Source organism: Stenotrophomonas sp. CCNWLW162 (assembly GCF_037203745.1).
Lineage (GTDB): Bacteria > Pseudomonadota > Gammaproteobacteria > Xanthomonadales > Xanthomonadaceae > Stenotrophomonas > Stenotrophomonas maltophilia_AQ.
The window spans coordinates 266,770-292,605 of record NZ_JBBCBL010000003.1; the positions used below are offsets into that span (position 1 = coordinate 266,770).

At 66.4% G+C, this 25,836-nt stretch carries 20 protein-coding genes; 17 read left to right on the forward strand and 3 right to left on the reverse strand.

All coding sequences use genetic code 11. The features are described 5' to 3' along the window. Nucleotide 1: 1 nt before the first annotated feature. From motD to V9K93_RS10165, 16 genes are all read left to right on the forward strand, one after another. Nucleotides 2-1,018 (forward strand): flagellar motor protein MotD, encoded by a 1,017-nt coding sequence (gene motD, locus V9K93_RS10090; protein ID WP_046984315.1) that lies wholly within the window; start codon nt 2-4, stop codon nt 1,016-1,018. 4 nt (nt 1,019-1,022) lie between these two features. Further along, on the forward strand, nt 1,023-1,805 hold the full coding sequence (locus V9K93_RS10095; protein WP_046984314.1) for a ParA family protein: 783 nt from the start codon (nt 1,023-1,025) through the stop codon (nt 1,803-1,805). Further along, nucleotides 1,802-3,061, forward strand: a complete 1,260-nt coding sequence (locus V9K93_RS10100) for a chemotaxis protein CheW (protein ID WP_136639680.1) — start codon at nt 1,802-1,804, stop codon at nt 3,059-3,061. The genes V9K93_RS10095 and V9K93_RS10100 overlap by 4 nt, the downstream gene beginning before the upstream one ends. 169 nt (nt 3,062-3,230) lie before the next feature. Beyond that, nucleotides 3,231-3,539: an STAS domain-containing protein gene (locus V9K93_RS10105; protein ID WP_046984312.1), complete on the forward strand. Its 309-nt coding sequence runs from the start codon at nt 3,231-3,233 to the stop codon at nt 3,537-3,539. Beyond that, on the forward strand, nt 3,536-3,901 hold the full coding sequence (locus V9K93_RS10110; protein WP_005409521.1) for a response regulator: 366 nt from the start codon (nt 3,536-3,538) through the stop codon (nt 3,899-3,901). The genes V9K93_RS10105 and V9K93_RS10110 overlap by 4 nt, the downstream gene beginning before the upstream one ends. Nucleotides 3,902-3,946: 45 nt before the next feature. After that, on the forward strand, nt 3,947-5,941 hold the full coding sequence (locus V9K93_RS10115; RefSeq protein WP_337302500.1) for a chemotaxis protein CheA: 1,995 nt from the start codon (nt 3,947-3,949) through the stop codon (nt 5,939-5,941). A 392-nt stretch (nt 5,942-6,333) separates the two neighbouring features. After that, nucleotides 6,334-8,571 (forward strand): methyl-accepting chemotaxis protein, encoded by a 2,238-nt coding sequence (locus V9K93_RS10120; RefSeq protein ID WP_337302501.1) that lies wholly within the window; start codon nt 6,334-6,336, stop codon nt 8,569-8,571. 157 nt (nt 8,572-8,728) lie between these two features. Continuing rightward, entirely contained in the window at nt 8,729-9,502 is a 774-nt protein-coding gene (locus V9K93_RS10125) for a flagellar brake protein (protein WP_295379979.1), read from the forward strand. A gap of 151 nt (nt 9,503-9,653) precedes the next feature. Beyond that, complete coding sequence (locus V9K93_RS10130) at nt 9,654-10,145, forward strand: chemotaxis protein CheW (RefSeq protein WP_136639677.1); 492 nt, start codon at nt 9,654-9,656, stop codon at nt 10,143-10,145. 136 nt (nt 10,146-10,281) lie between these two features. Next, the gene (locus V9K93_RS10135) at nt 10,282-10,665 is read left to right on the forward strand and encodes a hypothetical protein (protein ID WP_295379974.1); all 384 of its coding nucleotides are present in this window, start codon (nt 10,282-10,284) and stop codon (nt 10,663-10,665) included. Nucleotides 10,666-10,766: 101 nt separating this feature from the next. Beyond that, nucleotides 10,767-13,148 (forward strand): methyl-accepting chemotaxis protein, encoded by a 2,382-nt coding sequence (locus V9K93_RS10140; protein ID WP_337302502.1) that lies wholly within the window; start codon nt 10,767-10,769, stop codon nt 13,146-13,148. A gap of 744 nt (nt 13,149-13,892) precedes the next feature. Beyond that, nucleotides 13,893-16,160, forward strand: coding sequence for a methyl-accepting chemotaxis protein (locus V9K93_RS10145; protein WP_337302503.1), 2,268 nt, complete (start codon nt 13,893-13,895; stop codon nt 16,158-16,160). Nucleotides 16,161-16,197: 37 nt separating this feature from the next. Beyond that, entirely contained in the window at nt 16,198-17,067 is an 870-nt protein-coding gene (locus V9K93_RS10150) for a CheR family methyltransferase (protein ID WP_337302504.1), read from the forward strand. Continuing rightward, the gene (cheD, locus tag V9K93_RS10155; RefSeq protein ID WP_337302505.1) at nt 17,064-17,660 is read left to right on the forward strand and encodes a chemoreceptor glutamine deamidase CheD; all 597 of its coding nucleotides are present in this window, start codon (nt 17,064-17,066) and stop codon (nt 17,658-17,660) included. The genes V9K93_RS10150 and cheD overlap by 4 nt, the downstream gene beginning before the upstream one ends. Continuing rightward, nucleotides 17,657-18,730 (forward strand): protein-glutamate methylesterase/protein-glutamine glutaminase, encoded by a 1,074-nt coding sequence (locus tag V9K93_RS10160; RefSeq protein WP_295381916.1) that lies wholly within the window; start codon nt 17,657-17,659, stop codon nt 18,728-18,730. Before cheD ends, V9K93_RS10160 begins: the two co-directional genes overlap by 4 nt. Nucleotides 18,731-18,968: 238 nt before the next feature. Beyond that, nucleotides 18,969-19,340, forward strand: a complete 372-nt coding sequence (locus tag V9K93_RS10165; RefSeq protein ID WP_043398942.1) for a hypothetical protein — start codon at nt 18,969-18,971, stop codon at nt 19,338-19,340. 82 nt (nt 19,341-19,422) lie between these two features. On the opposite strand, the gene acnB is transcribed toward V9K93_RS10165, so the two are convergent. Genes acnB through V9K93_RS10180 form a run of 3 tightly spaced genes read right to left on the reverse strand, consistent with a single transcriptional unit; the run spans nt 19,423 to nt 22,684 of the window. Continuing rightward, nucleotides 19,423-22,014 (reverse strand): bifunctional aconitate hydratase 2/2-methylisocitrate dehydratase, encoded by a 2,592-nt coding sequence (gene acnB, locus V9K93_RS10170; protein ID WP_337302506.1) that lies wholly within the window; start codon nt 22,012-22,014, stop codon nt 19,423-19,425. A gap of 40 nt (nt 22,015-22,054) precedes the next feature. Next, nucleotides 22,055-22,453, reverse strand: a complete 399-nt coding sequence (locus tag V9K93_RS10175; protein WP_008267153.1) for a type II toxin-antitoxin system VapC family toxin — start codon at nt 22,451-22,453, stop codon at nt 22,055-22,057. A 6-nt stretch (nt 22,454-22,459) separates the two neighbouring features. After that, nucleotides 22,460-22,684, reverse strand: coding sequence for an AbrB/MazE/SpoVT family DNA-binding domain-containing protein (locus V9K93_RS10180; RefSeq protein ID WP_005409505.1), 225 nt, complete (start codon nt 22,682-22,684; stop codon nt 22,460-22,462). A gap of 302 nt (nt 22,685-22,986) precedes the next feature. On the opposite strand from V9K93_RS10180, the gene acnA reads away from it, so the two are divergent. After that, nucleotides 22,987-25,740: an aconitate hydratase AcnA gene (gene acnA / locus V9K93_RS10185; RefSeq protein WP_337302507.1), complete on the forward strand. Its 2,754-nt coding sequence runs from the start codon at nt 22,987-22,989 to the stop codon at nt 25,738-25,740. Nucleotides 25,741-25,836 lie beyond the last annotated feature (96 nt).

Genomic DNA, 25,836 nt, shown 5'->3' on the forward strand with positions numbered 1-25,836 from the left:
CATGGCCCGCCGCAAGCACCACGAAGAGCACGCCAACCATGAAGCATGGGCAATCCCCTATGCCGACCTGATGACGCTGCTGCTCGCCTTCTTCGTGGTCATGTACGCGATCTCCTCGGTCAACGAGGGCAAGTACCGGATCATGGCCGACGCGCTCACCGATGCCTTCGGTGGCGCGCCGCGCACCATCAATCCGGTGCAGGTCGGCAACAAGCAGGTGCAGGGCGGCGGCTGGGACAGTCCCTCAGTGATCAAGTCCGGCACCAAGATCGGGCCCTCGGCGCCTGCGCCGTCGCACGACCCGACGCTGCTGCCATCGATGGCCTCGCAGATGCGCATGCCCGTGTCGGTGCACAACCAGGAACAGATCGCGCGCGCCGAGCGCCAGCTCAGCAGCATCGCCGACCGTCTGACCGCCGCGCTGGCACCGCTGATCGACCGCGGCATGATCAGCGTGCGTCGCACCGAGCTGTGGATCGAAGTCGAGATCAACAGCGACATCCTGTTCCCGACCGGCTCGGCCGCGCTGGACGTGCACGCGCGGCAGACCCTGGCCAGCCTGGCCGACGTACTGCGCGATGTACCCAACAGCGTGCGCGTGGAAGGCCATACCGACAACGTGCCGATCGCCACCGCCACCTTCCCGTCCAACTGGGAACTGTCCGCCGGTCGCGCTGCCAGCGTGGTGCACCTGTTCGCCGACCAGGGCGTGCAGCCCTCGCGACTGGCGATGGTCGGCTACGGCCAGTTCCGCCCGCGCGAAGAAAACGACAGCGCGCAGGGTCGCAACCGCAACCGCCGGGTGATGGTCATCATCCTGGCCGATACCACCCACGCAATCGATCCGCTGGGCCAGCGCCTGAACGCCGCAACCGGCGGTGCCAACAGCACCGACACCGAACAAGCCGCCGCAACTCCGGCTACCGCCCCCACCTCCCCCATCGCACCGGTGAAGTTGCCGCCGGTGCCGGCTGGCAGCCGTGTCGGCGCCGCCGTTCCCCCGGCAATGAAGGAGTAAACCGATGCGCATCTGGGCAGTCGCCAACCAGAAGGGCGGAGTCGGCAAGACCACTACCACCCTCGCCCTCGGCCGTGGCCTGGCTGCAATGGGCCACCGCGTGCTGCTGATCGACCTCGATCCGCATGCCTCGCTCAGCCGTGCCTTCGGCGTACCGGTGGATCCACCGCCGGCCGGCGTGCTGGAACTGTTCGGTGCGCCGCCGGTCGATCTGTCCAGCCTGTGCCACGCCAGCAGCATCCACGGCCTGGACTACGTCTGTGCGCAGTCGGCGCTGGCCACGCTGGAGCGGCGCAGCGCCAACCAGCCCGGCCTCGGCCTGGCTCTGCAGAACGCGCTTGCCCGCCATCAGGGACAGCACGACTACATCCTGCTGGACTGCGCGCCGACCCTCGGCCTGCTGATGATCAATGCACTGGCTGCGGCCGACCGCCTGATCATCCCGACCCAGGCCGAACCGCTGGCGCTGCATGGACTGGACGGCATGGTCCGCACCGGCGAGATGGTCGAGCGCTCGCGGCGCCGCCCGCTGCCGATCTCGATCCTGCCGACCCTGTTCGATCGCCGCACCCGCGCTGGCAACGAGTCGCTGCGCACCATGCAGGATCGTCATGGCACACGCGTATGGGAAGACGCGATTCCGATCGACACTCGCATCAGCAATGCCGCCGGCCTGACCCTGCCGAGCGTCGGCGAGGACTACCCGGGCCGCGGCCTGGCTGCGTACCGTCGCGCCCTCAACTGGATCCTCGGCGAGGATGCCCGCGCCCTGGAGCAGGCCGCATGAACAGCACCGGCGTACTGGACGACTATCTGGACGAGCTGTTGGGCGAGGCGATCGCTGTGGCGCCACCCGTCGCGCCGCCGGGTAATGCCGGGGCACGCCCAGCGAGCACAGCGGCACCGGAACGCGAACCGACCTGGGATGACCTGCCAGCCGAAGTGATCTACGAAACTGAAGCCGTCACCGCTGCCCCTGCCGTGGACGACGCCGCGCTGGAAGCCGCCTTCGAGGCCGCCTCTGCACCGGGTAGCGCCGGGCCACGCCCTGCGAGCGCAGCGGAACCGGAGCGCGAGCCCACCTGGGACGACCTGCCGGCCGAAGTGATCTACGAGACCGAAGCCGTCGCCGCTACCCCTGCAATGGACGACGCCGCACTGCAAGCCGCTTTCGAGGCTGCCGCTACACCGGCCTCCGCCACGCAACGCGAGCCGACATGGGATGACCTGCCGGACGAAGTGATTCACGAGACCGCTCCTGCGCCGGCTGCGGCCACCGCAAAGGCCGGCCCGGAGCCGACCTGGGACGATCTGCCCGATGAAGTGATCTACGAGACCGATCCTGCCGACAGCCATCGCCTCGCCCACACCGACAGCCCCGGCCTGCAGGCCGCATTCGAGGCGGCCTCCGGTGGCGAGGACGTGGCCACGCCACCACCCGCCACGGTTGCAGCACTGGCGCCTGCACCACGCCCCACCCCTGCACCGGCTGCAGCAGCACCGCCACCGCGCGTGGCGGTAGACGCTCCCGCTGGCAATCGACCTGGCACCTGGCAGGAACTGCAGGCGCAGGCACACCGCCCGGCCAGCAGCCCGCATCCGCAGAACCGCCGCGCCGGCGAGCGCACCTCGCGCTGGCTGCGCCTGCGTTGTGGTGCCCAGGCCTATGCACTGGAACTGCTGAAGGTGCAGGAAGTGGTCCTGCCGGTACCGTTGCTGCCTTTGCGCGGTACCGCCCCGGCCATGCTGGGGATAATGAACCTGCGCGGCCAGGTGGTGCCGGTAATGGACCTGGGCCTGCACCTGGGTGCAACCGCTGCCGAGGACGACGCACAGACCCGCATCGTGGTGCTGGAGGAAAACGGCGAGACCATCGGCCTGCGCGTGTCGGCCGTGGAAGACGTCGCCAACCTCACCGATTCGCAGATCGAGCCGCCTGATACGGCGCGCATCTGCCAGATTTCCAATGATCTGTTCCGTGGCGTTGCCCGGGTCAGCCAGCGGCCGATGATCCTGCTCGATGCCACGCAGCTGTTGAGCTGAGTCGGCGTTCCGCGCCGCCGCGTTGCCTGTCGGGGACGGCAGGTGCCGATGCGCAGCATTGGCATCTCCCGCCCCCGAACAGCACCGCATCGACGCACCGCGTCGATTCCTCTAAAGAACCCCGCCGGGGTGCCGTTATGGATCACGGAACCGTTTGTCCGGAGCAACCATGAGCATTGTCGAACTGGGTGAGGATCTCGGCATCGAGAGCAGCACCGAGCTCAAGAACCGCCTTTCGCCGTTGGTGGCAGAGGCAGGCGAGCTGACCCTGGATGCGAGCCAGGTCACCCGCATCCACACGGCCGCCGTGCAGGTGCTGTGTGCGTTCGTGCAGGCGCGCCGCGAGGCAGGCCTCGGCACCGGCTTCCACGGCTGCACCGCAACCTTCCGTGACGCCGCACGCCTGCTTGGCGTCACCCAGGCCCTGGGCCTGGACGCAACCCATGACAACCTGAAATCTGTGGAGAACGCTGCATGAGCGCACGTATCTTGGTGGTGGACGATTCGGCGTCGATGCGCCAGATGGTTTCCTTCGCCCTCACCTCGGCCGGTTTTGCCGTCGAAGAAGCCGAAGACGGCGCGGTCGCGCTCGGTCGCGCAAAGGGCCAGCGCTTCAATGCGGTGGTCACCGACGTCAACATGCCGAACATGGACGGCATCGCGCTGATCCGCGAACTGCGCCAGCTGCCGGACTACAAGTTCACCCCGCTGCTGATGCTCACCACCGAATCGGCCGCGGACAAGAAGTCCGAAGGCAAGGCCGCCGGTGCCACCGGCTGGCTGGTCAAGCCGTTCAATCCCGAGCAGCTCGTCGCCACCGTGCAGAAAGTGCTGGGCTGATCGCCCCGCACTGCTCCCCCTCTTCGCTTCCGGATCGCCACTGCCATGAGCATGGACCTGCAACGCTTCCACGCCACCTTCTTCGAGGAGAGCCGCGAAGGCCTCGACGCGATGGAGGCTGGCCTGCTGGCCCTGGAATCGGGGCAACAGGACGCGGAGATCATCAATTCGGTGTTCCGCGCTGCCCACTCGATCAAGGGCGGCGCCGGCACCTTCGGCTTCGATGCGATTGCCGGCCTGACCCACGTGCTGGAAACGCTGCTCGATGAGCTGCGTGCAGGCAAGCGGGCGCTGGAAGGCCACGCTGTCGACGCCATGCTGTCTTCGGTGGACGTGCTGCGCGCCCTGCTGCGCGAAGCCGAACACGGCCAGGCCGCCGATCCCGCCGCTGTCGCCGCGGTGAAGGCGCGCCTGGAAGCAGTTCTTTCCGGACAAGCCGCAGCTGCCGCCCCGGCCGCCCCGGCTGCCAAGGTGGACGACACGCCGGAAGCCTGGCAGATCGGCTTCACCCCGGCACCGTCGCTGTTCATGAGCGGCAACGATCCACTGCGCATCATCCGCGAACTGGAACACCTCGGTTCGCTGCAGGTGGCTGCGCGCATGGAACGCCTGCCCGGCTTCGCCCAGCTCGACCCGCTCGAGGCTCATCTGGCGTGGGATCTCGGACTGGTCGGCAAAGTGCCGCGCAGCAAGATTGAAGACACCTTCGCCTGGGTACTGGACGACTGCGAGCTGGACATCCGTCCGGCCGCACCGCCGAGCCTGGCCACGCAGGCCCCGACCGCATCCGCTGCTACCCCTTCCACAGCTGTTGCTGCACCGGCCGTGGCCACCACTCCTGCCGCCAGCGGTGGTGGCGGCCAGGAAGCGGAAACCTCGATCCGCGTCAGCGTCGACAAGGTCGATGCGCTGATCAACCTGGTCGGCGAACTGGTCATCACCCAGGCCATGCTCAAGCAGGTCTCGCACGCACTGGACCCGGTCCACGCCGAGAGCCTGTTCGCCGGCCTGGACCAGCTTGAACGCAACACCCGCGACCTGCAGGAAGCGGTGATCGGCGTGCGCATGCTGCCGGTCGATGCAGTGTTCCGCCGCTTCCCGCGCCTGGTCCGCGACCTCTCCGGCCGCCTCGGCAAGCAGGTCCGCCTGCGCACCGTCGGCGAAGGCACCGAGCTGGACAAGGGCCTGATCGAGAAGATCGCCGATCCGCTGGTCCACCTGGTGCGCAACTCGATCGACCACGGCCTGGAAATGCCGGACGTGCGACGTGATGCGGGCAAGGACGAGACCGGCACGATCACCCTGGCGGCATCGCACCAGGGCGGCCACATCGTCATCGAAGTCAGCGACGACGGCCGCGGCCTGGACCGTGCCAAGATCCTCGCCAAGGCCAGCGAGCGCGGCCTGGCCGTACCGGACAACCCGACCGATTCGCAGGTCTGGGACCTGATCTTCCAGCCCGGCTTCTCAACTGCAGACGCGGTCACCGACCTGTCCGGCCGCGGCGTCGGCATGGATGTGGTCCGTCGCAACATCCAGGCGCTGGGTGGCGAAGTGCAGATCGAAAGCGGCCTCGGTACCGGTACTCGCACACTGATCCGCCTGCCGCTGACACTGGCCATCCTTGATGGCATGACCGTGGCGGTGGCCGGCGAAACCCTGATCCTGCCGCTGGCGTACGTGCTGGAGGCACTGCAGCCGCAGCCCGAGGACATCCGCAGCATGGCCGGCGAAGGCCGTGTGCTGCGCGTGCGTGGCGAATACCTGCCGATCCTGTCGCTGAGCGAGTACTACGGCTACGGCAACCGCGCTCCCGGCAGCGAATCGTTGGTGGTGGTGGTCGAAGGCGATGGCCAGAAGATCGCACTGGAAGTCGACGAGCTGGTCGGCCAGCAGCAGGTGGTGGTGAAGAACATCGAGAACAACTATCGCCGCATCGGCGGGGTGTCCGGTGCAACCATCCTCGGCGATGGCCGCGTGGCCCTGATCGTCGACATCGGTGGCCTCGTGCGCTCGCTGCGGATGCCGCAGGCCGCCTGATCCCCACCGCATGCGTGCACTGAACCGCCGCCCTTCGGGGCGGCGGTTTTTCTTTGCGCGTGCGCCGGCCATGTGTGGCTGGGGTCAGATCCCTCTTCTTTGAAAAGGGATCTGACCCCAATCCGCCCCCGAACCCATTCCGTGAACTTCGTCGCCGCACTGGTTTCGTTCGCAACCACGCCACCGAAGCGCAAGCCGCGCCGCCGCAGCACTTTCGCGCCGTCATCCCTACGCAACCGAATGTGATCTGCGTCCATAAAGTCCGCCCGCAGCACGCCGCTATCTCGCTTTGACGGCCGTCACCGAACCCCCACCGGGCACCACCGTTCGCTCTGCAACCACCCCCAGCCGACGCAACGACGCCGGCATCCTGCCCACCTGGAGCACCCTGCATGAAGTGGTTCCAAGATCTGCCCATCGCCCGCAAGCTGGCGGTGGGGTTCACCCTCACCACCTTGATGACCCTCGTCCTCGGTGCATTCGCGCTGCTGCGGCTCAACGAGGCCAACAAGCAACTGGGCGAGATGGCCAGCAACGATATTCCCTCGGTGCAGCACCTCGGCGAGGCACGCTCGCAACTGGGCGAATTCCGCACCTACGAGCTGGCGCTGCTCAGCATGCTCGACCAGCCGGACAAGGTGGCCGACTACTACAAGCGCATGGACGACACCGCCAAGGCCGTGCACGACGAACTGGCCGCCTACTCGGCACTGCCCGCACTGGCCAAGGAGCGCGAACTGTATGGCGCAGCCAACGTGCAGCTGGACCGCTACTTCGCCGCCAACAAGGCCATGCGCGAAGCGGTCGCCGCTGGCGATGGCGCTTTGGCGCGGCAGATCTCCGACGAACAGTCGCGGCCGGCACGCCGTGACCTGTTCGCTGCGATGAAGACCCTCGGCACCCACATCGCCGGCCTGATGGATGCCAAGATCGCCGATGCCAATGCCACCCACCGCACCAGCATGATCGCCATCATCGGCTGCATCGTGCTGCTGTCGCTGGTGGCCGCCGCGCTGGCCATGGTCATCTCGCGCGCTGTCACAGGTCCGCTGGGCAAGGCCGTGCACGCGATCCAGGCCGTCGCCCGTGGTGATCTCAGTGTCAGCACGCAGGCCACCAGCAAGGACGAAGCCGGCAAGATGCTGGCCGCCACGGCCGAGATGACCTCGATGCTGCGCCGCTTCTCCGAGCAGACCCAGTTGATGGCGCAGATGCATGCCGGTCCGGATATCAGCCACCGCATCCCGGAGGACTTCCCGGGCGTGTATGGCCAGCTGGCCGGCGGCATCAACACGGTGATCTTCGAACACCTGGATGCGATCCGCGATGCCATCGACGTGCTCAACCAGTACGCGATCGGCAATCTTGCACCGGACGCACGCCGCCTGCCGGGCAGCCGCGCGATCCTGCACGAGTCGATGGATGCCGCCAAGGCCAGCCTGCTCGCGATCAACACCCAGATCCAGCAGCTGGCCGCCGCTGCAGCAGCCGGCGATTTCAGCCAGCGCGGCGATGCCCAGCGCTTCCAGCATGACTTCAAGGTCATGATCGAGCAGCTGAACACCATGATGCAGGTGGCCGACGGCAATCTGGGCCAGTTGTCGCAGCTGCTGCAATCGATCGCTGCCGGCGACCTGACCGCACGCATGGATGGGCAGTTCAATGGTGTGTTCGCACGCATGCGTGACGACGCCAACACCACCGTCGCGCAGCTGACCCAGATCGTCGGCCAGATCCAGGCCAGCGCCTCCAGCATCACCCTCGCCGCCGGCGAGATCGCCTCGGGCAACAGCGACCTGTCGCGCCGCACCGAACAGCAGGCAGCCAATCTGGAAGAAACCGCCGCCTCGATGGAGGAGCTGACCTCGACCGTTCGCCAGAACGCCGAGCATGCCCGCCAGGCCAACCAGCTGGCGATCGGCGCGCACGGCGTGGCCTCGCAGGGCGGCGACGTGGTCGGCCAGGTGGTGACCACCATGTCGGCCATTGAAGCCTCCTCGAAGAAGATCGCCGAGATCATCTCGGTCATCGACGGCATTTCGTTCCAGACCAACATCCTGGCGCTGAACGCCGCGGTGGAAGCCGCACGCGCTGGTGAACAGGGCCGTGGCTTCGCCGTGGTCGCCAGCGAGGTGCGCACCCTCGCCCAGCGCTCCGCCGCCGCCGCGAAGGAGATCAAGGGCCTGATCGATGACTCGGTCGGCAAGGTCGCCGAAGGCTCCAGTCTGGTCCACCAGGCCGGCAGCACCATGGGCGAGATCGTCGCTTCGGTGCAGCGCGTGACCGACATCATGGCCGAGATCTCCGCAGCGTCGCAGGAGCAGTCGGCCGGCATCGAGCAGGTCAACCAGACCGTGGTGCAGATGGACGAAACCACCCAGCAGAACGCCGCACTGGTAGAGGAAGCCACCGCCGCAGCACGCGCGATGGAAGACCAGGCCGTGCAGCTGGGCGAAGCGGTTGCCCGCTTCCGCTTGGCCTCGCAAGGTTCGACGGCTTCGACGGTGCGCCTGGCCACGGCACCGGTTCCGCGCCAGGTGGCGACCGCTGCGCCGGCTGCCAAGCGCGCACTGCGTGCGTCGGCGGCACAGCCGGTACTGGCCGCCGAGGGCGACTGGCAGGAGTTCTGAGGTAACGGGGTCGGATCCCTTTCCCGAGGGAAAGGGATCCGACCCCTCGCACGTGGAAAGTGATGCAACTCTCACTTCATAATCCTGCACAGTGGCCGATATCCCCATCGAGCCACGCGCCAACGCGTGCTGGCGCCCGCCCTTGACCGTAGATTCCATGTCCGACGGCAACGACACTGCAGTGCACGATGTCCACGCGGCCGACGCCGCTGACGAACGTTTCCTGGTCCGCAACCCGCGCCAGCTGCGGCAGTTGCTGCGATCGCTGATCGACCAGCGATCACTGATCAATGCGCATATCGACGGCCGCGACCGATCGTTCCCGACTGCGCTGCTTGAGCTCGATGAAGACGAGGACACCCTGCTGCTCGATGGCAGTCCGCAGGAAGCGTCCAACCGCGCCGCCGAGCAGGCCGACCACCTTCTGTGCTTCGCCCAGCTTGAACGCGTGCTGGTGCGCTTCCGGCTGCAGGCACTGCAGCGCGTGGACAATGACGGCCACGTGGCATTCCGCGCCCCGCTGCCGGACGAGCTGGTACACCTGCAACGGCGCGAACTGTACCGGCTGGAAACCCCGGTCACCGACTCGCCGCAGCTGCAGCTGCCCTGCGGAGAAGACCGCAGCGGTACGCTGTCAATGCGGGTGGTTGATATCAGTGGCGGCGGCCTGGCCGTGGTCGTGCCCACCGACTGCGCGGTGTTCAGCCTGCAGAAGCGCTACCCGGCCCTACTCTCACTGCCGGACGGCCCGGACCTGGAGATCGAACTGGTGGTCTGCAACCTGCTGCCACAGCGCCAGCCCAACGGCATCGAGGTCAAGCGCGTGGGCATGCGTTTCGACGGCCTGCCGCGTGGCGGCGACAGCGCCATCCAGCGCTACATCTTCCGCATTGACCGCCAGCGCAAGGCGCGCCGCAACGGCGAACTGTAGGGCAACACCGGCGCGCATGCCGGGGTCAGATCCCTTTTCCCTGAAAAGGGATCTGTCTCCTTCCCCGGGAGTGCCGGATACCTAAAGTCCCCCACCAAGGGGCCGATATCGAGCCTGACACCGGGACTTCCGGCAGAACCAGGACCCCTCGATGAACGACAAGACCAGCACCACCGCCAGCGCCGGTGGCGAATTCCTCAGCTTCACCCTCGGTGCCGAGCACTACGGCGTGGACATCCTCAAGGTGCAGGAAATCCGCGGCTACGACGCGGTCACCCGCGTACCGGATGCACCGGACTACATCAAGGGTGTGATCAACCTGCGCGGCACCATCGTGCCGGTCATCGACCTGCGCCTGAAGCTGCGCCTGGACAATGCCCGCTACGACGCCTTCACCGTGATGATCGTGCTGAACGTCGAAGACCGTGTGGTCGGCATCGTCGTGGACAGCGTCTCCGACGTGATCCCGCTGTCTGCCGAGCAGATCCGCCCGACCCCGGAATTCGGCGCTGCCGTCGATACCCGCTTCATTTCCGGCATCGGCACCCAGGATGACCGCATGTTGATCCTGCTGGACATCGAGACCCTTCTCGACAGTGCCGACATGGGCCAGGCCAGCCTGGTCGAAGACGCCGCCGCCTGAACCAGCGGACCTGCTTCACGTTCTGGTCACAAAACCCTTCAGTTCCCCGCGGCAGTGCCGATAGGGGGACAGAAGCCGGCCGCGCAGGAGCGCGCAGGACCGGAACGACCATCACCATCCCCGGAGATACACCTCGATGAAGTCCCTGCTTGCGTTCGTTTCGGCCGCTGTCCTGGCCACCACTGCCACCTCCGCTTTCGCCCAGTCGGCCGACATGATCCCGCCGGAAATGGCACCGCGTTCGGTCGGCAAGGACGGCATGGTCTGTGGCAAGGTCGAAAAGGCCCGCTACGCAGAAGGTTCCGAAGGCCAGCCGACCTTCCTGTACATGGGCGGCGCATTCCCGCGCCACACCTTCTCGGCGCGCATCGCCGGCGAGAACCGCGGCAAGTTCTCCTTCCCGCTGGAAACCCTGGAAGGCAAGACCGTGTGCGTGATCGGCAAGATCCAGCGCGATGCCTCGCGTGCTGAAATCGAAGTCAGCTCGCCGGCAAGCCTGAAGCTGGCCAACATCAAGTAATCCGCCGTTCGTCGAACCACGCCGGACCTGGTGCCGGCGTGGTTTCTGCTGCAACCGGGCCCGATGCCCGGACGCGTCTGCCTTAGGAGATCGCAACGCCCATGCCGTGGATCAACAACCTGAAACTGATGCCGAAGCTGATGCTGACCTTCGGCGTTCTCCTGCTGGTGATGCTGCTGCAGGGCATCGTCGCCTACCGTGGCCTGCACTCGCTGAACAACGTCACCACCGAGCTGGCCGGTTCGCGCATGGAGAGCATCCGCATGGCCGGCGAGATGCGAGGCATGCTCGGCGAGTACCGCAACGCCGCCTACCAGCAGCTGATCCGCGCAAGCGACGACGTCAAGGCAGATGCCCGCAAGCAGTCCACTGAACTGCGCGAAAGCATGGACAAGTCGATCAAGGGCTATCCGGCGCTGGTCGACAACCCGCAGCAGAAGAAACTGTTCGATACCTTCGCCAAGGAATGGAAGGAGGCACTGACCTCCTATGACAGCGTCACCGAGATGCTGGAGCTGGACCTGCCCGACGATGCGATCGATACCTTCGTCGGCGAGACCCGCGCCAAGCACCGCAAGGCCGGCGCTGCACTGGAAGCATTGATTGCCGAAGACAACCGCCTCGCCCGCGCATCGCGCGATGAGGCCGAATCAACCTACGCCGCCTCGGCCGTGCTGACCGTGATCGCCCTGCTGGGCGGTGCTGCGCTTGGCCTGGTGCTGGTCTGGCTGTTCGCCCGCGCCCTGGTCGGCAGCGTGCGTGGCGCCGTCTCGGTTGCCAACGATGTGGCCGGTGGCAAGCTTGATGGCCATATCGATGTCAGCCGCAAGGACGAAGTCGGCGAGCTGATGCAGGCCATGCAGCGCATGCAGCGCGACCTGCGCGAGCGCACCGAAACCGACCAGGCCATCGCCCGCGAGAACCTGCGCATCCGCACCGCGCTGGACTACAGCTCGACCGGCGTGTACCTGACCGACACCAGCAACACCATCGTCTACAGCAATCGCGCCCTGCAGCAGACCCTGACCCAGTACCAGGACGAGGTCCGCCGCGACCTGCCGGACTTCGATGCGCAGGCCTCGCTGGTCGGCAAACCGGTCACCGTGCTCGAGCACCGTGGCGAGATGGATCAGACTCTGTTGGGCAACCTGAAGGCGCACGGCGTTGCCCGTCGTCCGATGCAGTACGGCGACGCCCAGTTCGCGCAGGTGGTGTCGACCATCCGCAACGAAGGCGGCGATACCGTTGGCTACGTAGTGGAGTGGCGGGACCGCACCCAGGAAGCGCAGGTCGAAGCCGAAGTGGCGCGGGTGATTGCCCAGGCTGCGGCCGGCGACCTGTCCGGCCGCATCGACGCCAACGACAAGGAAGGCTTCTTCCTGCAGCTGGCCCAGCAGATCAACGGCCTGCTCGACGCCAATGCCGGCAGCATCGAACAGATCTCCGGCCTGCTCGCCGCGCTGTCGCAGGGTGATCTGACCGTGCGCATGCACGGCGATTACCAGGGCGTGTTCGCCCGCATGCGCGATGATGCCAACGCCACCGCTGCGCAGCTGAGCGAGATCGTCACCCGCATCAAGCAGTCCAGCCGTGCGATCAGCTCGGCCGCCGGCGAAATCGCCTCGGGCAACAGCGATCTGTCGCGCCGCACCGAGCAGCAGGCCGCCAACCTGGAAGAAACCGCTGCCTCGATGGAGGAGCTGACCTCGACCGTTCGCCAGAACGCCGAGCATGCACGCCAGGCCAACCAGCTGGCCATCGGCGCACATGGCGTGGCCTCGCAGGGCGGCGACGTGGTCGGCCAGGTGGTCACCACGATGTCGGCCATCCAGGCCTCGTCGAAGAAGATCGCCGAGATCATCTCGGTCATCGACGGCATCGCCTTCCAGACCAACATCCTGGCGCTGAACGCTGCCGTGGAGGCCGCACGTGCCGGCGAACAGGGGCGCGGTTTCGCCGTGGTCGCCAGCGAAGTGCGCACCCTCGCCCAGCGCTCGGCCGCTGCCGCAAAGGAGATCAAGGGCCTGATCGACGACTCTGTCGGCAAGGTCAACGACGGCTCGGCGCTGGTGCACAAGGCCGGCGCGACCATGGGCGAGATCGTCGCTTCGGTGCAGCGCGTGACCGACATCATGGCCGAGATCTCCGCAGCGTCGCAGGAGCAGTCGGCCGGCATCGAGCAGGTCAACCAGACCGTGGTGCAGATGGACGAGACCACCCAGCAGAACGCCGCGCTGGTGGAAGAAGCCACCGCCGCCGCACGTGCGATGGAAGAACAGGCCGGGCACCTCAGCGAGGCCGTGTCGATCTTCGTGGTCGACGAAGCCGAGGTCGTGGCCGCTCCGCGCAAGGCAGTTGCAGCGCCGGCACCACGTGCCGCCGCACCGGTCGCACCGGCTGCGGTCGCCCCACCGGCCCGACGCACTGCAGGCGGCCGCCCGATGGCCACCGAACTGGCTGACGGGGACTGGCAGGAATTCTGATGCCCGCCTGACCTGACGCACGAGAACGCCCTGGCCCTGCGCTGGGGCGTTTTCGTTTACGGGGTATCTGGATATCAGCCAACGGCGGAGCCCCTCGGGGTGGTCGCGGAGAGCGGCGGATTTCCTTCGTTTGGGCCGGGAGGATGGGTTGCGCAGGGGACGCTGCAAGTACGTCCATGTAAGCTCGGTCGCCGTATCCATGCGGCTCACGCCCCTGCGCAACCCACCCTCCCGGCCAGGGACACTTTCCGTGCGCGTCCACCCCGGATTGAAAAGAAAAGAGCAAAAAGCAAAAGCCAGGTCGCGTCCGGGGCCAGATCCGTTTTCCTGCGGAAAACGGATCTGCCCCCTCTTTCCACTTGGAAACCCAACGCTCTTGCCGTCCGCCGAAGTGAAGCCCTGGCGGGCCGGGTCGGGGTGGGCAGGCAGGACCGTTGGCGCCATGGATGGCGCCATCGAGCCCCCATGGATGGGTTCACGGCATGTCCTGCCTGCCCACCCCGACCCGGCCAACCCGTAGCACCCCCTCGCCATGACCTGCCGTTGCCGTTGCTGTTGCTGTTGCTGTTGCTTCAAAACCAGCCTGCCGCAGGCAGCGCCGCAGCCGCCGCTGCAAGGAAACCTGAATACGTTCGGACACTGCACCTCAATCCCCCGCCCCCGCGGCCGATAACGGGGTTGTCACGGCGTATCACGTCGCGACCGGCTCGGCGCCGCCCGCCTGCTTCAACCTGGTCCTGCTCGATGAATCTCCTGCATCGCTGGCAACACTACTTCAGCAACCTCTCCGTCCGGCGCAAGCTCAACCTGCTGACGCTGCTCATCGCGCTCGGCGTGATCGCGCTGTCGGTGATCGCCGCCCGCATGCAGTACCTGGACCTGACCGAGACCCGCAAGACTGCGCTGAAGACCCAGGTCGAACTGAGCGACGGCATCCTCCAGCACTACCATCGCCTGGCCGGTACCGGCGAGCTCAGCGAGGAAGCTGCCAAGGCCGCCGCCCTGCAGGCGCTGGAAGTGATGCGCGCCGAGAACGACACCTATTACTACAACGTCTACGACACCGGCTATCGCCTGCTGATGCACCCGTTCCGCAAGGACCTGGTCGGCAAGGAAATGAAGGACTTCCGCACCGACGACGGCGTGCGCATCTACTACGACCAGGTCGAGGCGGCCAAGGCCGGCGGCGGCTTCGTCAACTACCGCTGGGCCAAGCCGGGCAACAAGGGTGACGTCGAGAAGGTGGCCTACGCCAGCCTGTTCGCACCCTGGAACTGGGTGATCAGCAGCGGCGTCTACATGGATGACGTTCAGAAGCAGGCGCTGGTGTTCACCGCCATCATGGCGCTCTCCGGCGGCGTGCTGGTGCTGATCGTACTGGCCCTGAGCTGGGTCATCGGCAACCGCATCGCCGTGCCGTTGAAGCAGGCCACCGCCGTCGCCGAAGGCATCGCCGCCGGCAAGCTCGACAGCCATATCGGCCCGCAGCCGCATGATGAAACCGGCCGCCTGCTGGAAGCGATGGCCGGCATGCAGCAGCAGCTGCACGCGGTGATCGGCGGCCAGCGCGAAATGGCCCGGCGCCACGATGGTGGCGAGCTGAGCTACCGCATCGATGCCAGCGCCTTCCCCGGCGAATACGGGCTGATGGTGCAGGAAACCAACGCCCTGGTCGGCGGCCATGTGCAGACCCTGCACGATGTACTGGAGGTGGTGCAGCAGTACGCTGTGGGCGATCTGAGCCGCGACATCGCGCGCTACCCCGGCGAGAAGGCCGCGATGACCACCACCGTCGACACGGTCAAGGCCAACCTCGGCCGCATCAACGCCGAGATCAAGCAACTGGCCAGTGCCGCCGCCGCAGGCGACTTCAGCCGTCGTGGCGACGCGCAGCGCTTCGATCACGATTTCCGCCTGATGCTGGAAAACCTCAACGCGATGATGGCGGTCAGCGATGACAACCTCGGCAAGCTCTCGCAGCTGCTGTCGGCCATCGCCGAAGGCGACCTGACCGCGCGTATGCATGGTGATTACCAGGGCGTGTTCGCGCGCATGCGTGACGACGCCAACACCACCGTCACCCAGCTGACCCAGATCGTCGGCCAGATCCAGGCCAGCACGTCCAGCATCACCCTCGCCGCTGGTGAGATCGCGTCGGGCAACAGCGACCTGTCGCGCCGTACCGAGCAGCAGGCCGCCAACCTGGAAGAAACCGCGGCCTCGATGGAAGAGCTGACCTCCACCGTGCGCCAGAACGCCGAGCATGCCCGCCAGGCCAACCAGCTCGCCATCGGCGCGCAGGGTGTGGCCTCGCAGGGTGGCAGCGTGGTCGGCCAGGTGGTCAACACCATGTCGGCCATTGAAGCCTCCTCGAAGAAGATCGCCGAGATCATCAGCGTCATCGACGGCATCGCCTTCCAGACCAACATCCTGGCCTTGAACGCCGCGGTGGAGGCTGCGCGTGCCGGTGAACAGGGCCGCGGCTTCGCCGTGGTCGCCAGCGAAGTGCGCACCCTCGCCCAGCGCTCGGCCGCTGCCGCCAAGGAGATCAAGGGCCTGATCGATGATTCTGTCGGCAAGGTCGCCGAAGGCTCCAGCCTGGTGCACCAGGCCGGCAGCACCATGGGCGAGATCGTCGCTTCGGTGCAGCGCGTGACCGACATCATGGCCGAGATCTCCGCAGCGTCGCAGGAGCAGTCGGCCGGCATCGAGCAGGTCAACCAGACCGTGGTGCAGATGGACGAAACCACCCAGCAGAACGCTGCGCTGGTGGAAGAAGCCACCGCTGCCGCGCGCGCGATGGAAGACCAGGCCGCGCAGCTGGCCGATGCAGTTGCGATCTTCCGCCTCGACAACCAGGTCTCGGCCGCAGTGAAGGCCGTGGCCGCCCGCATCGAGCCAGCCACCACTGCAGCGATCGCGCCGCGTCCGCAGCCCGCACCGGCACCACTGCGTCGCAGCAGCAACGCCAGCACCTTCGTCGCCAGCGACAGCGACTGGCAGGAATTCTGAGACCCACCCGCGGCGGCTTCGGCCGCCGCCTCTGCCGATGGACACGTCCCCCGTGCAAAGTCCTACTCCCATCGTCACCGGCCCGCGCGAATTCGAGTTCGCCGACCGTGATTTCCGCCGCGTCTGCGACCTGATCTACCAGCGCGTGGGCATCGCCCTCGCCCCGGCCAAGCGCGACATGGTCTATGGCCGTCTGTCGCGCCGCCTGCGCACGCTGGGCATGCGCAGCTTCCAGCAGTACCTGGACCACCTGGAACAGGAGGACGGCGATGAGTGGCAAGCGTTCACCAACGCCCTGACCACCAACCTGACTTCATTCTTCCGTGAGCCGCACCACTTCGACAAGCTGCGCGAAGAACTGCAGCAGCGCGCCAGCCGTGCGCCGCTGCTGCTGTGGTCCTGCGCCGCCTCCACCGGCGAAGAACCCTACTCGATGGCGATTACCGCCTGCGAGGCCTTCGGTACGCTGAAGCCGCCGGTGCGCATCGTCGCCACCGATGTCGATACCCAGGTACTGGCCACCGCCGGCCGTGGCGTCTACAACATCGATCGCGTCAGCAGCCTCGATCCGGACCTGCGCCGCCGCTACTTCCAGCGCGGCAGCGGCCCCAACGAGGGCCAATGCCGGGTGCTGCCGGCGCTGCGCGATCTGATCGAGTTCCGTCCGCTGAACCTGCTCGCGCCGCGCTACGACGTCGGTGGCCCGTTCGATGCGCTGTTCTGCCGCAACGTGATGATCTACTTCGACAAGCCGACCCAGCGCGCGATCCTGGGCCGGCTGGTGCAGCACCTGTCCGACGATGGCCTGCTCTACACCGGGCACTCGGAGAACTACCTGCACGCCGCCGACCTGATCCAGCCCTGCGGACGCACCCTGTACCGCCGTGCGGCAAAGGCAGGCGCATGAACGCATCGCTGCGTACCGACGATGTGATGCGTTATCAGGACGCGCGCTTCAAGACCATTGCAGCCAAGCTGCTGCCGACCCAGTATCTGGTGGTCGACGACACCACCGCGCTGACCACTACGCTCGGCTCCTGCGTGGCCGCCTGCCTGCGCGACCCGGTGCTGAAGATCGGCGGCATGAACCATTTCCTGCTGCCCGAGGGCAATGCCGGCGACGGCGCGCCCGCGCGCTACGGCAGTTACGCGATGGAACTGCTGATCAACGACATGCTCAAGCGCGGCGCGCACCGCAAGCGCATCGAGGCCAAGGTGTTCGGCGGCGCCAACGTGCTCAAGGGTTTCACCAGCAATCCGGTCGGCACCCGCAACGCCGAGTTCGTGCGCCAGTACCTGCAGGCCGAGCACATTCCGATCATCGCCGAGGACCTGTGCGGCATCCATCCGCGCAAGATCTGGTTCTTCGCCGATACCGGCCGCGTGGTGGTGCAGCGCCTGCCACACGCACACGAAGCCGAAGTAGCCGCGACCGAATCGGCCGTGCGTGCACGCCTGTCCAAGACCCCGGTCACCGGTGGCGTGGAGCTGTTCGAATGACGCTCACCGGCAACGCCCCCTGCCGGGTCCTGATCGTCGACGACTCCGCCGTGGTGCGCCAGATGCTCACCGAGATACTGTCCAGCGATCCATCCATCGACGTGGTCGGCACCGCCGCCGACCCGCTGCTGGCGCGCGAGAAGATCAAGCGCCTGGCCCCGGACGTGATCACCCTGGACGTGGAAATGCCGCGCATGGACGGCCTGGCGTTCCTGGAGAACCTGATGCGCCTGCACCCGCTGCCGGTGGTGATGATCTCCTCGCTGACCGAACGTGGCGCCGACACCACGCTGCAGGCACTGGCCTTGGGTGCGGTGGATTTCGTCTCCAAGCCGAAGCTGGACGTGGCGCGCGGCCTGCAGGCCTACGCCGACGAAATCATCGCCAAGGTGAAGATGGCGGCGCGCTCGCGCGTTCGACCGCTGGTACGCGTGGCCGCACCGAAACTCACGCTGGACGCAGCCCCCGCCATGCGCCCTGCCTCACCGCAGTTCCGTACCACCGACCGCCTGATCGCGATCGGCTCGTCAGCCGGTGGCACCGAAGCCCTGCGCGTGGTGTTGGAAGGAATGCCCGCCGATGGCCCGGCCGTGGTGATGACCCAGCACCTGCCGGCCAGCTTCAGCAGCGCCTTCGCCGAACGCCTGGACCGCCACTCGGCAATGGCCGTGCGCGAGGCCAGCGACGGCGAAGCGGTGCTGCCCGGCCACGCCTACCTTCCACCCGGCGGCAAGCACCTGCGGATCATCCGCGACGGTGCGCGCTGGCGCTGCCGCGTCGACGACGGCCCTGCGGTGAACCGGCACAAGCCAGCGGTGGACGTGCTGTTCCGCTCGGTCGCGCAGAACGCCGGCGGCAACGCCATCGGTGCCATTCTCACCGGCATGGGCGATGACGGTGCACGCGGCCTGCTGGAAATGCGCCAGGCCGGCGCACCGACGCTGGTGCAGGACGAGGCCACCAGTGTGGTCTGGGGCATGCCCGGTGCAGCGTTCAAGCTGGGCGCCGCCGAGGAACAGGTGCCGCTGGAACGGATTGCCGAGCGGCTTCTCGCCCTCGCCCGCGGCTGATTGCGCGCCCCGGCTCAAGGGCTCGCGCGCGCAGTAGATCCACGCCATGCGTGGATGCCTTTGTAGAGTCGAGCCGCGCTCGACTCATCGCGCATCGCACGAACAGCAGCCAAGCATGGACTCGGCGCTACAGGCCATCAGGCAACAAAAAAAGCGCCGGCTTTCACCGGGGTTCTTCGTTTCAACGCGCTACCCACATGTGTGCTTTGATAGCGGTATTGCACAAGGAATGCTGCACATGATCAAAGGCATATGGAAGGCCGCCCTGGCGGCCGTACTGCTTTCATTGCCACTGGCACCCGCCAGCGCCAGTGGCGATCTGTTCTACTTCGAGGCCAAGCAGGGTGATGTGTTCTTCATGCTGATGCTGGTGGGTCGCGAAGACCCCGGCGCGGTAAGCGTCAGCTGGAAAGGCGCGTCGATCCCGCCGTACCCCAACGTGCATCGCCGCTACTACATCGAATTCAACCGTGCAAAGCGCCAGGCCTACGTGCGTCCACTTGACCGTGATGGACTGCCCTGGTTCGAGATGGATGTCTCCGGTAAGCGCGGCAACGTGCTGATCGGCGGCCGTCGGTTGCAGGGCAACGCAGACTGGACCGTGCAATAGCGGAAGCAGCAGACAAAAACCCCCGGCTCTCACCGGGGGTTCTTCGTTTCAACGGGATGCCGGCCAGCGGCCGGCACTACCCTCAGGCAGCGACCGTGTTGGCCACGTCCTGGTATTCCTCGATCTGGTCGAAGTTCATGTAGCGGTAGATCTCCGCGCCGCTGGCGGCGATCACGCCCACATCGGCCATGTACTCTTCCTTGGTCGGGATGCGGCCCAGACGCGAGCAGATCGCGGCCAGTTCGGCCGAACCCAGGTACACGTTGGTGTTGCGGCCCAGGCGGTTCGGGAAGTTGCGGGTCGAGGTCGACATCGCGGTGGAGCCTTCGCGGATCTGCGCCTGGTTGCCCATGCACAGCGAGCAGCCCGGCATTTCCATGCGTGCGCCGGTCGCGCCGAAGGTGCCGTACACGCCTTCCTTGGTCAGCTCGGACGCATCCATCTTGGTCGGCGGGGCCACCCACAGGCGGGTCGGCAGGTCACGCTTGCCTTCCAGCAGCTTCGCAGCCGCACGGAAGTGACCGATGTTGGTCATGCACGAACCGATGAACACTTCGTCGATCTTGGCGCCAGCGACTTCGGACAGGGTCTTCACGTCGTCCGGGTCGTTCGGGCAGGCCACGATCGGCTCGTGGATATCGGCCAGGTCGATCTCGATGACGGCGGCGTATTCGGCGTCCGCATCCGGCTCCAGCAGCTCCGGGTTGGCCAGCCACGCTTCCATCTTCTCGATACGGCGCTGCAGCGAGCGCGGATCCTGGTAACCCTCGGCAATCATCCACTTCAGCAGGGTGATGTTGCTGGTCAGGTACTCGATGATCGGTTCCTTGTTCAGGCGCACCGAGCAACCGGCAGCCGAACGCTCGGCCGAAGCGTCGGACAGCTCGAACGCCTGCTCGACCTTCAGTTCCGGCAGGCCTTCGATTTCCAGGATGCGGCCGGAGAAGATGTTCTTCTTGCCAGCCTTGGCCACAGTCAGCAGGCCCGACTTGATTGCGTACAGCGGGATCGCGTTGACCAAATCACGCAGGGTCACGCCCGGCTGCATCTTGCCCTTGAAGCGCACCAGCACCGATTCCGGCATGTCCAGCGGCATCACGCCGGTGGCAGCGGCGAAGGCCACCAGGCCCGAACCGGCCGGGAACGAAATGCCCACCGGGAAACGGGTGTGCGAGTCACCACCGGTACCGACGGTATCCGGCAGCAGCATGCGGTTGAGCCAGCTGTGGATCACGCCGTCGCCCGGACGCAGCGAGACGCCGCCACGGGTGGAGATGAACTCCGGCAGGGTGTGGTGGGTCTTCACGTCCACCGGCTTCGGGTACGCAGCGGTGTGGCAGAACGACTGCATCACCAGGTCGGCCGAGAAGCCCAGGCAGGCCAGGTCCTTCAGCTCGTCGCGGGTCATCGGGCCGGTGGTGTCCTGCGAACCGACCGAGGTCATCTTCGGTTCGCAGTAGGTGCCCGGGCGCATGCCCTGGCCTTCCGGCAGGCCACAGGCGCGGCCGACCATCTTCTGCGCCAGCGAGAAGCCCTTGCCGGTGTCGACCGGCTGCACCGGCAGGCGGAACAGGTCGGTCGGGGCCAGGCCCAGCGCCTCGCGCGCCTTACCGGTCAGGCCGCGACCGATGATCAGCGGAATGCGGCCACCGGCACGCACTTCGTCGAACAGCACTTCGGACTTGACCTGGAACTCGGCGATCACTTCACCGTTCTTCAGCGCCTTGCCTTCGTACGGACGCAGCTCGACCACATCGCCGTGCTCCATCTTCGACACGTCCAGCTCGATCGGCAGTGCGCCGGCATCTTCCATGGTGTTGTAGAAGATCGGAGCGATCTTCGAACCCAGGCAGACGCCACCGGCGCGCTTGTTCGGGATGAACGGAATGTCATCGCCGGTCCACCACAGCACGCTGTTGGTAGCCGACTTGCGCGAGGAACCGGTGCCGACCACGTCGCCGACGTAGGCAACCAGGTGGCCCTTGTCCTTCAGCGACAGGATCTGCTGGATCGGGCCGCGCTTGCCGTCTTCTTCCGGGGTGAACGGCGCATCGTCGCGCTTGTTCTTCAGCATCGCCAGGGCGTGCATCGGAATGTCCGGGCGGGTGGTCGCGTCCGGTGCCGGCGACAGGTCGTCGGTGTTGGTCTCGCCTGGCACCTTGAACACGGTGACGGTCAGGCTCTGCGGCACTTCCGGGTTGCTGGTGAACCACTCGGCATCGGCCCAGCTCTGCAGCACGGACTGGGCGTTGGCATTGCCGGCCTTGGCCTTTTCCTGCACGTCATGGAACGCATCGAACACCAGCAGGGTCTTCTTCAGGCCGTTGGCGGCGATGGTGCCGACGCTGGCGTCGTCCAACAGCTGCACCAGCGGCGCAACGTTGTAGCCGCCGAGCATGGTGCCCAGCAGTTCGGTGGCGCGCTCACGGCTGATCAGCGGGTTCTGCTCGCTGCCCAGTGCGATCGCCGCCAGGTACGAGGCCTTGACCTTGGCCGCGTCATCGACGCCGGCCGGCACGCGGTGGGTCAGCAGGTCGAGCAGGAACTCGGCCTCGCCCTGCGGCGGGTTCTTCAGCAGTTCGATGACATCGGCCGTCTGCTGCGCGCTCAGCGGCAGCGGCGGGATGCCAAGCGCAGCGCGCTCGGCGACGTGGTGGCGGTAGGCTTCCAACATGACAACTCCCGGGTAATGCGTAGGTTGAAAAAAAGTGGGCTCAGGCTTGCGGCACGATCAGCTTCAGGCCCTTGAAGTAGTCGCGGTAAAACGTATCGTTCCAGGTGATCAGGCCGTCGCACTGCAACAGTGCGTGGGCGCCGACCATGAATTCATCCAGGCTGCGGCGGCTGCCGCTGCGCTGGCGGTGGCGACGGTGCATCTCGCCGGCGCGCAGCGCCGACTTGGCTTCCATCGGGTTGAAGTGCACGCCCATTTCTTCCAGCGCTTCGAGCACCTCGGCGCCGCCACGCAGCGATGCGCAGACCTCGGCCAGGGTCGCGCCGCAGACCACCACACGGCCGCCGACCAGGCTCTGCCTGAGGATGGCTTCCACGGCATCGGCCTGCGGACCATTGCTGAGCAGCTCGACCAGCACCGGTGAATCGACGGCGATCATCACGACTTATTCCTCGTCACGCACCGCGCGTACGGCCGCGTCGGACGATTCGAAGCCGTCCAGCGCGAACTTGCCGCGCGCCCGTGAAATGGCATCGTCAACACTCTTGCGCAGGATGATGCGGCTGCCGTCCAGTTCGACCTTCAGCAGCGTGCCCTTGGTCAGGCCGAGGGCATCACGCACCGCCTTGGGAAGGGTGATCTGTCCGCGTTCTGCAACAGTGGCTTCCATCGGTAGGCCCTCCAGAGTATGCACAAATTATACATACTTCCCCGGGCATACTTCCACCCTGAACAGGACCGGCACCCCGCCAGCCCTTGCCTCGCAAAGGATCGGCCACAAACGTGACATACGCCATACACCTTCCCCTGTAGTCTGGAACCGATGCCGCAGGCCGGAACCCGGCCCGGATGAATCCATTCAGTCTGGGGTTCATACTGGGACCACCGGGGCCGTCAGGCCCACGGCGACCGCAAGCAGGTCCGCCCATGCGCGGGCCACTGCAAGCCATCCGCAAGAAGGAGTTACCCCGCATGAGCGATTCGTTCTCCACCCGCAGCCAGCTGAACGTCGGCGGCAAGACCTACGACTACTTCAGCCTGCCCACGCTGGGCCAGCGCTTCGATATCTCCCACCTGCCCTACTCGATGAAGATCCTGCTGGAGAACCTGCTCCGGCACGAGGACGGCGGCATCACCGTCGGCAAGGACCACATCGAAGCCGTGGCCCGCTGGAACCCGGCGGCCGAGCCAGACACCGAGATCGCCTTCATGCCGGCGCGCGTGGTCCTGCAGGACTTCACCGGCGTGCCCTGCGTGGTCGACCTGGCCGCGATGCGCGATGCGGTGGTCAAGCTCGGCGGCTCGCCTGAGCAGATCAATCCGCTGATTCCCTCCGAACTGGTCATCGACCACTCGGTGCAGGTCGATGTGTTCGGCAAGCCGGACGCGCTGGACCTCAACGGCAAGATCGAATTCCAGCGCAACCAGGAACGCTACGGCTTCCTGCGCTGGGGACAGAAGGCCTTCGACAACTTCAAGGTGGTGCCGCCCAACACTGGCATCGTCCACCAGGTGAACCTGGAGAACCTGGCCCGCGTGGTGATGACCGCGGACAAGGACGGCACGGCGGTCGCCTACCCCGATACCGTGTTCGGCACCGACAGCCACACCACCATGATCAATGGCATCGGCGTGCTCGGCTGGGGTGTGGGCGGCATCGAAGCCGAGGCCGCAATGCTCGGCCAGCCTTCGTCGATGCTGATCCCGCAGGTGGTCGGCTTCAAGCTGACCGGCAAGCTGCCCGAGGGCGCCACCGCCACCGACCTGGTGCTGACCGTCACCCAGATGCTGCGCAAGCTCGGCGTGGTCGGCAAGTTCGTCGAGTTCTACGGTGATGGCCTGCAGCATCTGCCACTGGCCGACCGCGCGACCATCGGCAACATGGCCCCCGAATACGGCGCCACCTGCGGCATCTTCCCGATCGACAACGAATCGCTGACCTACCTGCGCCTGTCCGGCCGCGGTGAAGAGCAGATCGCCCTGGTCGAAGCCTATGCCAAGGCGCAGGGCCTGTGGCACGACGCCAACAGCCCGCATGCGCAGTACAGCACCACGCTGGAACTGGACATGGGCACGGTGAAGCCCTCGCTGGCCGGTCCCAAGCGTCCGCAGGACCGCGTGCTGCTGGAAGACGTGCAGAAGAACTACCGCGACGCGCTGGTCGGCATGACCGCCAACCGCGACAAGCGCAGCGAGGATGTCTCCACCTTCGTCAATGAAGGCGGCGGCGCGGCAGTGGGCAACGAGCAGCTGGCCAAGGGCTACGCCGACATCGAGATGGATGGCAGGAAAGTGCGGCTGAAGGATGGCGCGGTGGTCATCGCCGCCATCACCTCGTGCACCAACACCTCCAACCCGGCGGTGATGATCGGTGCCGGCCTGCTGGCCCGCAACGCGGCCGCCAAGGGGCTGGACCGCAAGCCGTGGGTCAAGACCTCGCTCGGCCCAGGCTCGCGTGTGGTCACCGACTATCTTGAAAAGGCCGGCGTTCTCACCGAGCTGGAGAAGATCGGCTTCTACGTGGTGGGCTATGGCTGCACCACCTGCATCGGCAATTCCGGCCCGCTGCCGACCGAAGTCAGTGCCGGCATCGCCAGTGGCGACCTGGTGGTGACCTCGGTGCTGTCGGGCAACCGCAACTTCGAGGGCCGCGTGCACCCCGAAGTGAAGATGAACTACCTGGCCAGCCCGCCGCTGGTGGTGGCCTACGCCATCGCCGGCACCACCGACATCGACCTGACCACCGAGCCGCTGGGCACGGGCAGCGATGGTCAGCCGGTGTACCTGCGCGACATCTGGCCGAGCAACAAGGAGATCGGCGACGTCATCGCCGCCACCGTCGGCCCGGAGATGTTCAAGCAGAACTACGCCGACGTGTTCAAGGGCGATACCCGCTGGAACACCATCGCCTCGCCGGACGGTGACCTGTACGAATGGAGCGATGCATCTACCTACATCAAGAATCCGCCCTACTTCGACGGCATGACCATGCAGGTCGGCAGCATCGATGATGTGCACGGCGCACGGGTGATGGGCCTGTTCGGCGATTCGATCACCACCGACCACATCTCCCCGGCCGGCAACATCAAGAAGGATTCCCCCGCCGGACGCTTCCTGCAGGAGCGTGGCGTGCAGCCGGCCGACTTCAACAGCTACGGCAGCCGCCGCGGCAACGATGATGTGATGGTGCGCGGCACCTTCGCCAACATCCGGATCAAGAACCTGATGTTCGGCGGCGAAGAAGGCGGCAACACCCTGTACTACCCCGCCGGCGGTGGCCAGCCGGAGAAGCTGGCGATCTACGATGCGGCCATGAAGTACAAGGCCGACAAGGTGCCGCTGGTGGTGCTGGCCGGCAAGGAATACGGCACCGGCTCGTCGCGTGACTGGGCGGCCAAGGGCACCCTGCTGCTGGGAGTGAAGGCGGTCATCGCCGAGAGCTTCGAGCGCATCCACCGCTCCAACCTGGTCGGCATGGGCGTGCTGCCGCTGCAGTTCCGCAACGGTGAAAACGCACAGAGCCTGGGCCTGGACGGTTCGGAAGTGATCGACATCACCGGCCTGCAGGACGGTGCCAGCAAGCGTGCCACGGTCACCGCGACCAAGGCCGACGGCACCAAGAAGACCTTCGAAGTCTCGGTGATGCTGCTGACCCCGAAGGAAGTGGAGTACTTCCGCCACGGTGGCCTGCTGCAATACGTGCTGCGCCAGCTGGCTGCACGTTGATCGAGCGTACTGCGTAGGTAGAGCCAGGCCATGCCTGGCTGCGACAAGACAAAAGGGCCGGATCCTCACAGATCCGGCCCTTTGCTTTGGCGTTCG

What these genes read in the sequence shown, in the direction of transcription:
- motD (WP_046984315.1), top strand. Translation starts at nt 2, where the DNA reads ATGGCCCGCCGCAAGCACCACGAAGAGCACGCCAACCATGAAGCATGG.
- V9K93_RS10095 (WP_046984314.1), top strand. Translation starts at nt 1,023, where the DNA reads ATGCGCATCTGGGCAGTCGCCAACCAGAAGGGCGGAGTCGGCAAGACC.
- V9K93_RS10100 (WP_136639680.1), top strand. Translation starts at nt 1,802, where the DNA reads ATGAACAGCACCGGCGTACTGGACGACTATCTGGACGAGCTGTTGGGC.
- V9K93_RS10105 (WP_046984312.1), top strand. Translation starts at nt 3,231, where the DNA reads ATGAGCATTGTCGAACTGGGTGAGGATCTCGGCATCGAGAGCAGCACC.
- V9K93_RS10110 (WP_005409521.1), top strand. Translation starts at nt 3,536, where the DNA reads ATGAGCGCACGTATCTTGGTGGTGGACGATTCGGCGTCGATGCGCCAG.
- V9K93_RS10115 (WP_337302500.1), top strand. Translation starts at nt 3,947, where the DNA reads ATGAGCATGGACCTGCAACGCTTCCACGCCACCTTCTTCGAGGAGAGC.
- V9K93_RS10120 (WP_337302501.1), top strand. Translation starts at nt 6,334, where the DNA reads ATGAAGTGGTTCCAAGATCTGCCCATCGCCCGCAAGCTGGCGGTGGGG.
- V9K93_RS10125 (WP_295379979.1), top strand. Translation starts at nt 8,729, where the DNA reads ATGTCCGACGGCAACGACACTGCAGTGCACGATGTCCACGCGGCCGAC.
- V9K93_RS10130 (WP_136639677.1), top strand. Translation starts at nt 9,654, where the DNA reads ATGAACGACAAGACCAGCACCACCGCCAGCGCCGGTGGCGAATTCCTC.
- V9K93_RS10135 (WP_295379974.1), top strand. Translation starts at nt 10,282, where the DNA reads ATGAAGTCCCTGCTTGCGTTCGTTTCGGCCGCTGTCCTGGCCACCACT.
- V9K93_RS10140 (WP_337302502.1), top strand. Translation starts at nt 10,767, where the DNA reads ATGCCGTGGATCAACAACCTGAAACTGATGCCGAAGCTGATGCTGACC.
- V9K93_RS10145 (WP_337302503.1), top strand. Translation starts at nt 13,893, where the DNA reads ATGAATCTCCTGCATCGCTGGCAACACTACTTCAGCAACCTCTCCGTC.
- V9K93_RS10150 (WP_337302504.1), top strand. Translation starts at nt 16,198, where the DNA reads ATGGACACGTCCCCCGTGCAAAGTCCTACTCCCATCGTCACCGGCCCG.
- cheD (WP_337302505.1), top strand. Translation starts at nt 17,064, where the DNA reads ATGAACGCATCGCTGCGTACCGACGATGTGATGCGTTATCAGGACGCG.
- V9K93_RS10160 (WP_295381916.1), top strand. Translation starts at nt 17,657, where the DNA reads ATGACGCTCACCGGCAACGCCCCCTGCCGGGTCCTGATCGTCGACGAC.
- V9K93_RS10165 (WP_043398942.1), top strand. Translation starts at nt 18,969, where the DNA reads ATGATCAAAGGCATATGGAAGGCCGCCCTGGCGGCCGTACTGCTTTCA.
- acnB (WP_337302506.1), bottom strand. Translation starts at nt 22,014, where the DNA reads ATGTTGGAAGCCTACCGCCACCACGTCGCCGAGCGCGCTGCGCTTGGC.
- V9K93_RS10175 (WP_008267153.1), bottom strand. Translation starts at nt 22,453, where the DNA reads ATGATCGCCGTCGATTCACCGGTGCTGGTCGAGCTGCTCAGCAATGGT.
- V9K93_RS10180 (WP_005409505.1), bottom strand. Translation starts at nt 22,684, where the DNA reads ATGGAAGCCACTGTTGCAGAACGCGGACAGATCACCCTTCCCAAGGCG.
- acnA (WP_337302507.1), top strand. Translation starts at nt 22,987, where the DNA reads ATGAGCGATTCGTTCTCCACCCGCAGCCAGCTGAACGTCGGCGGCAAG.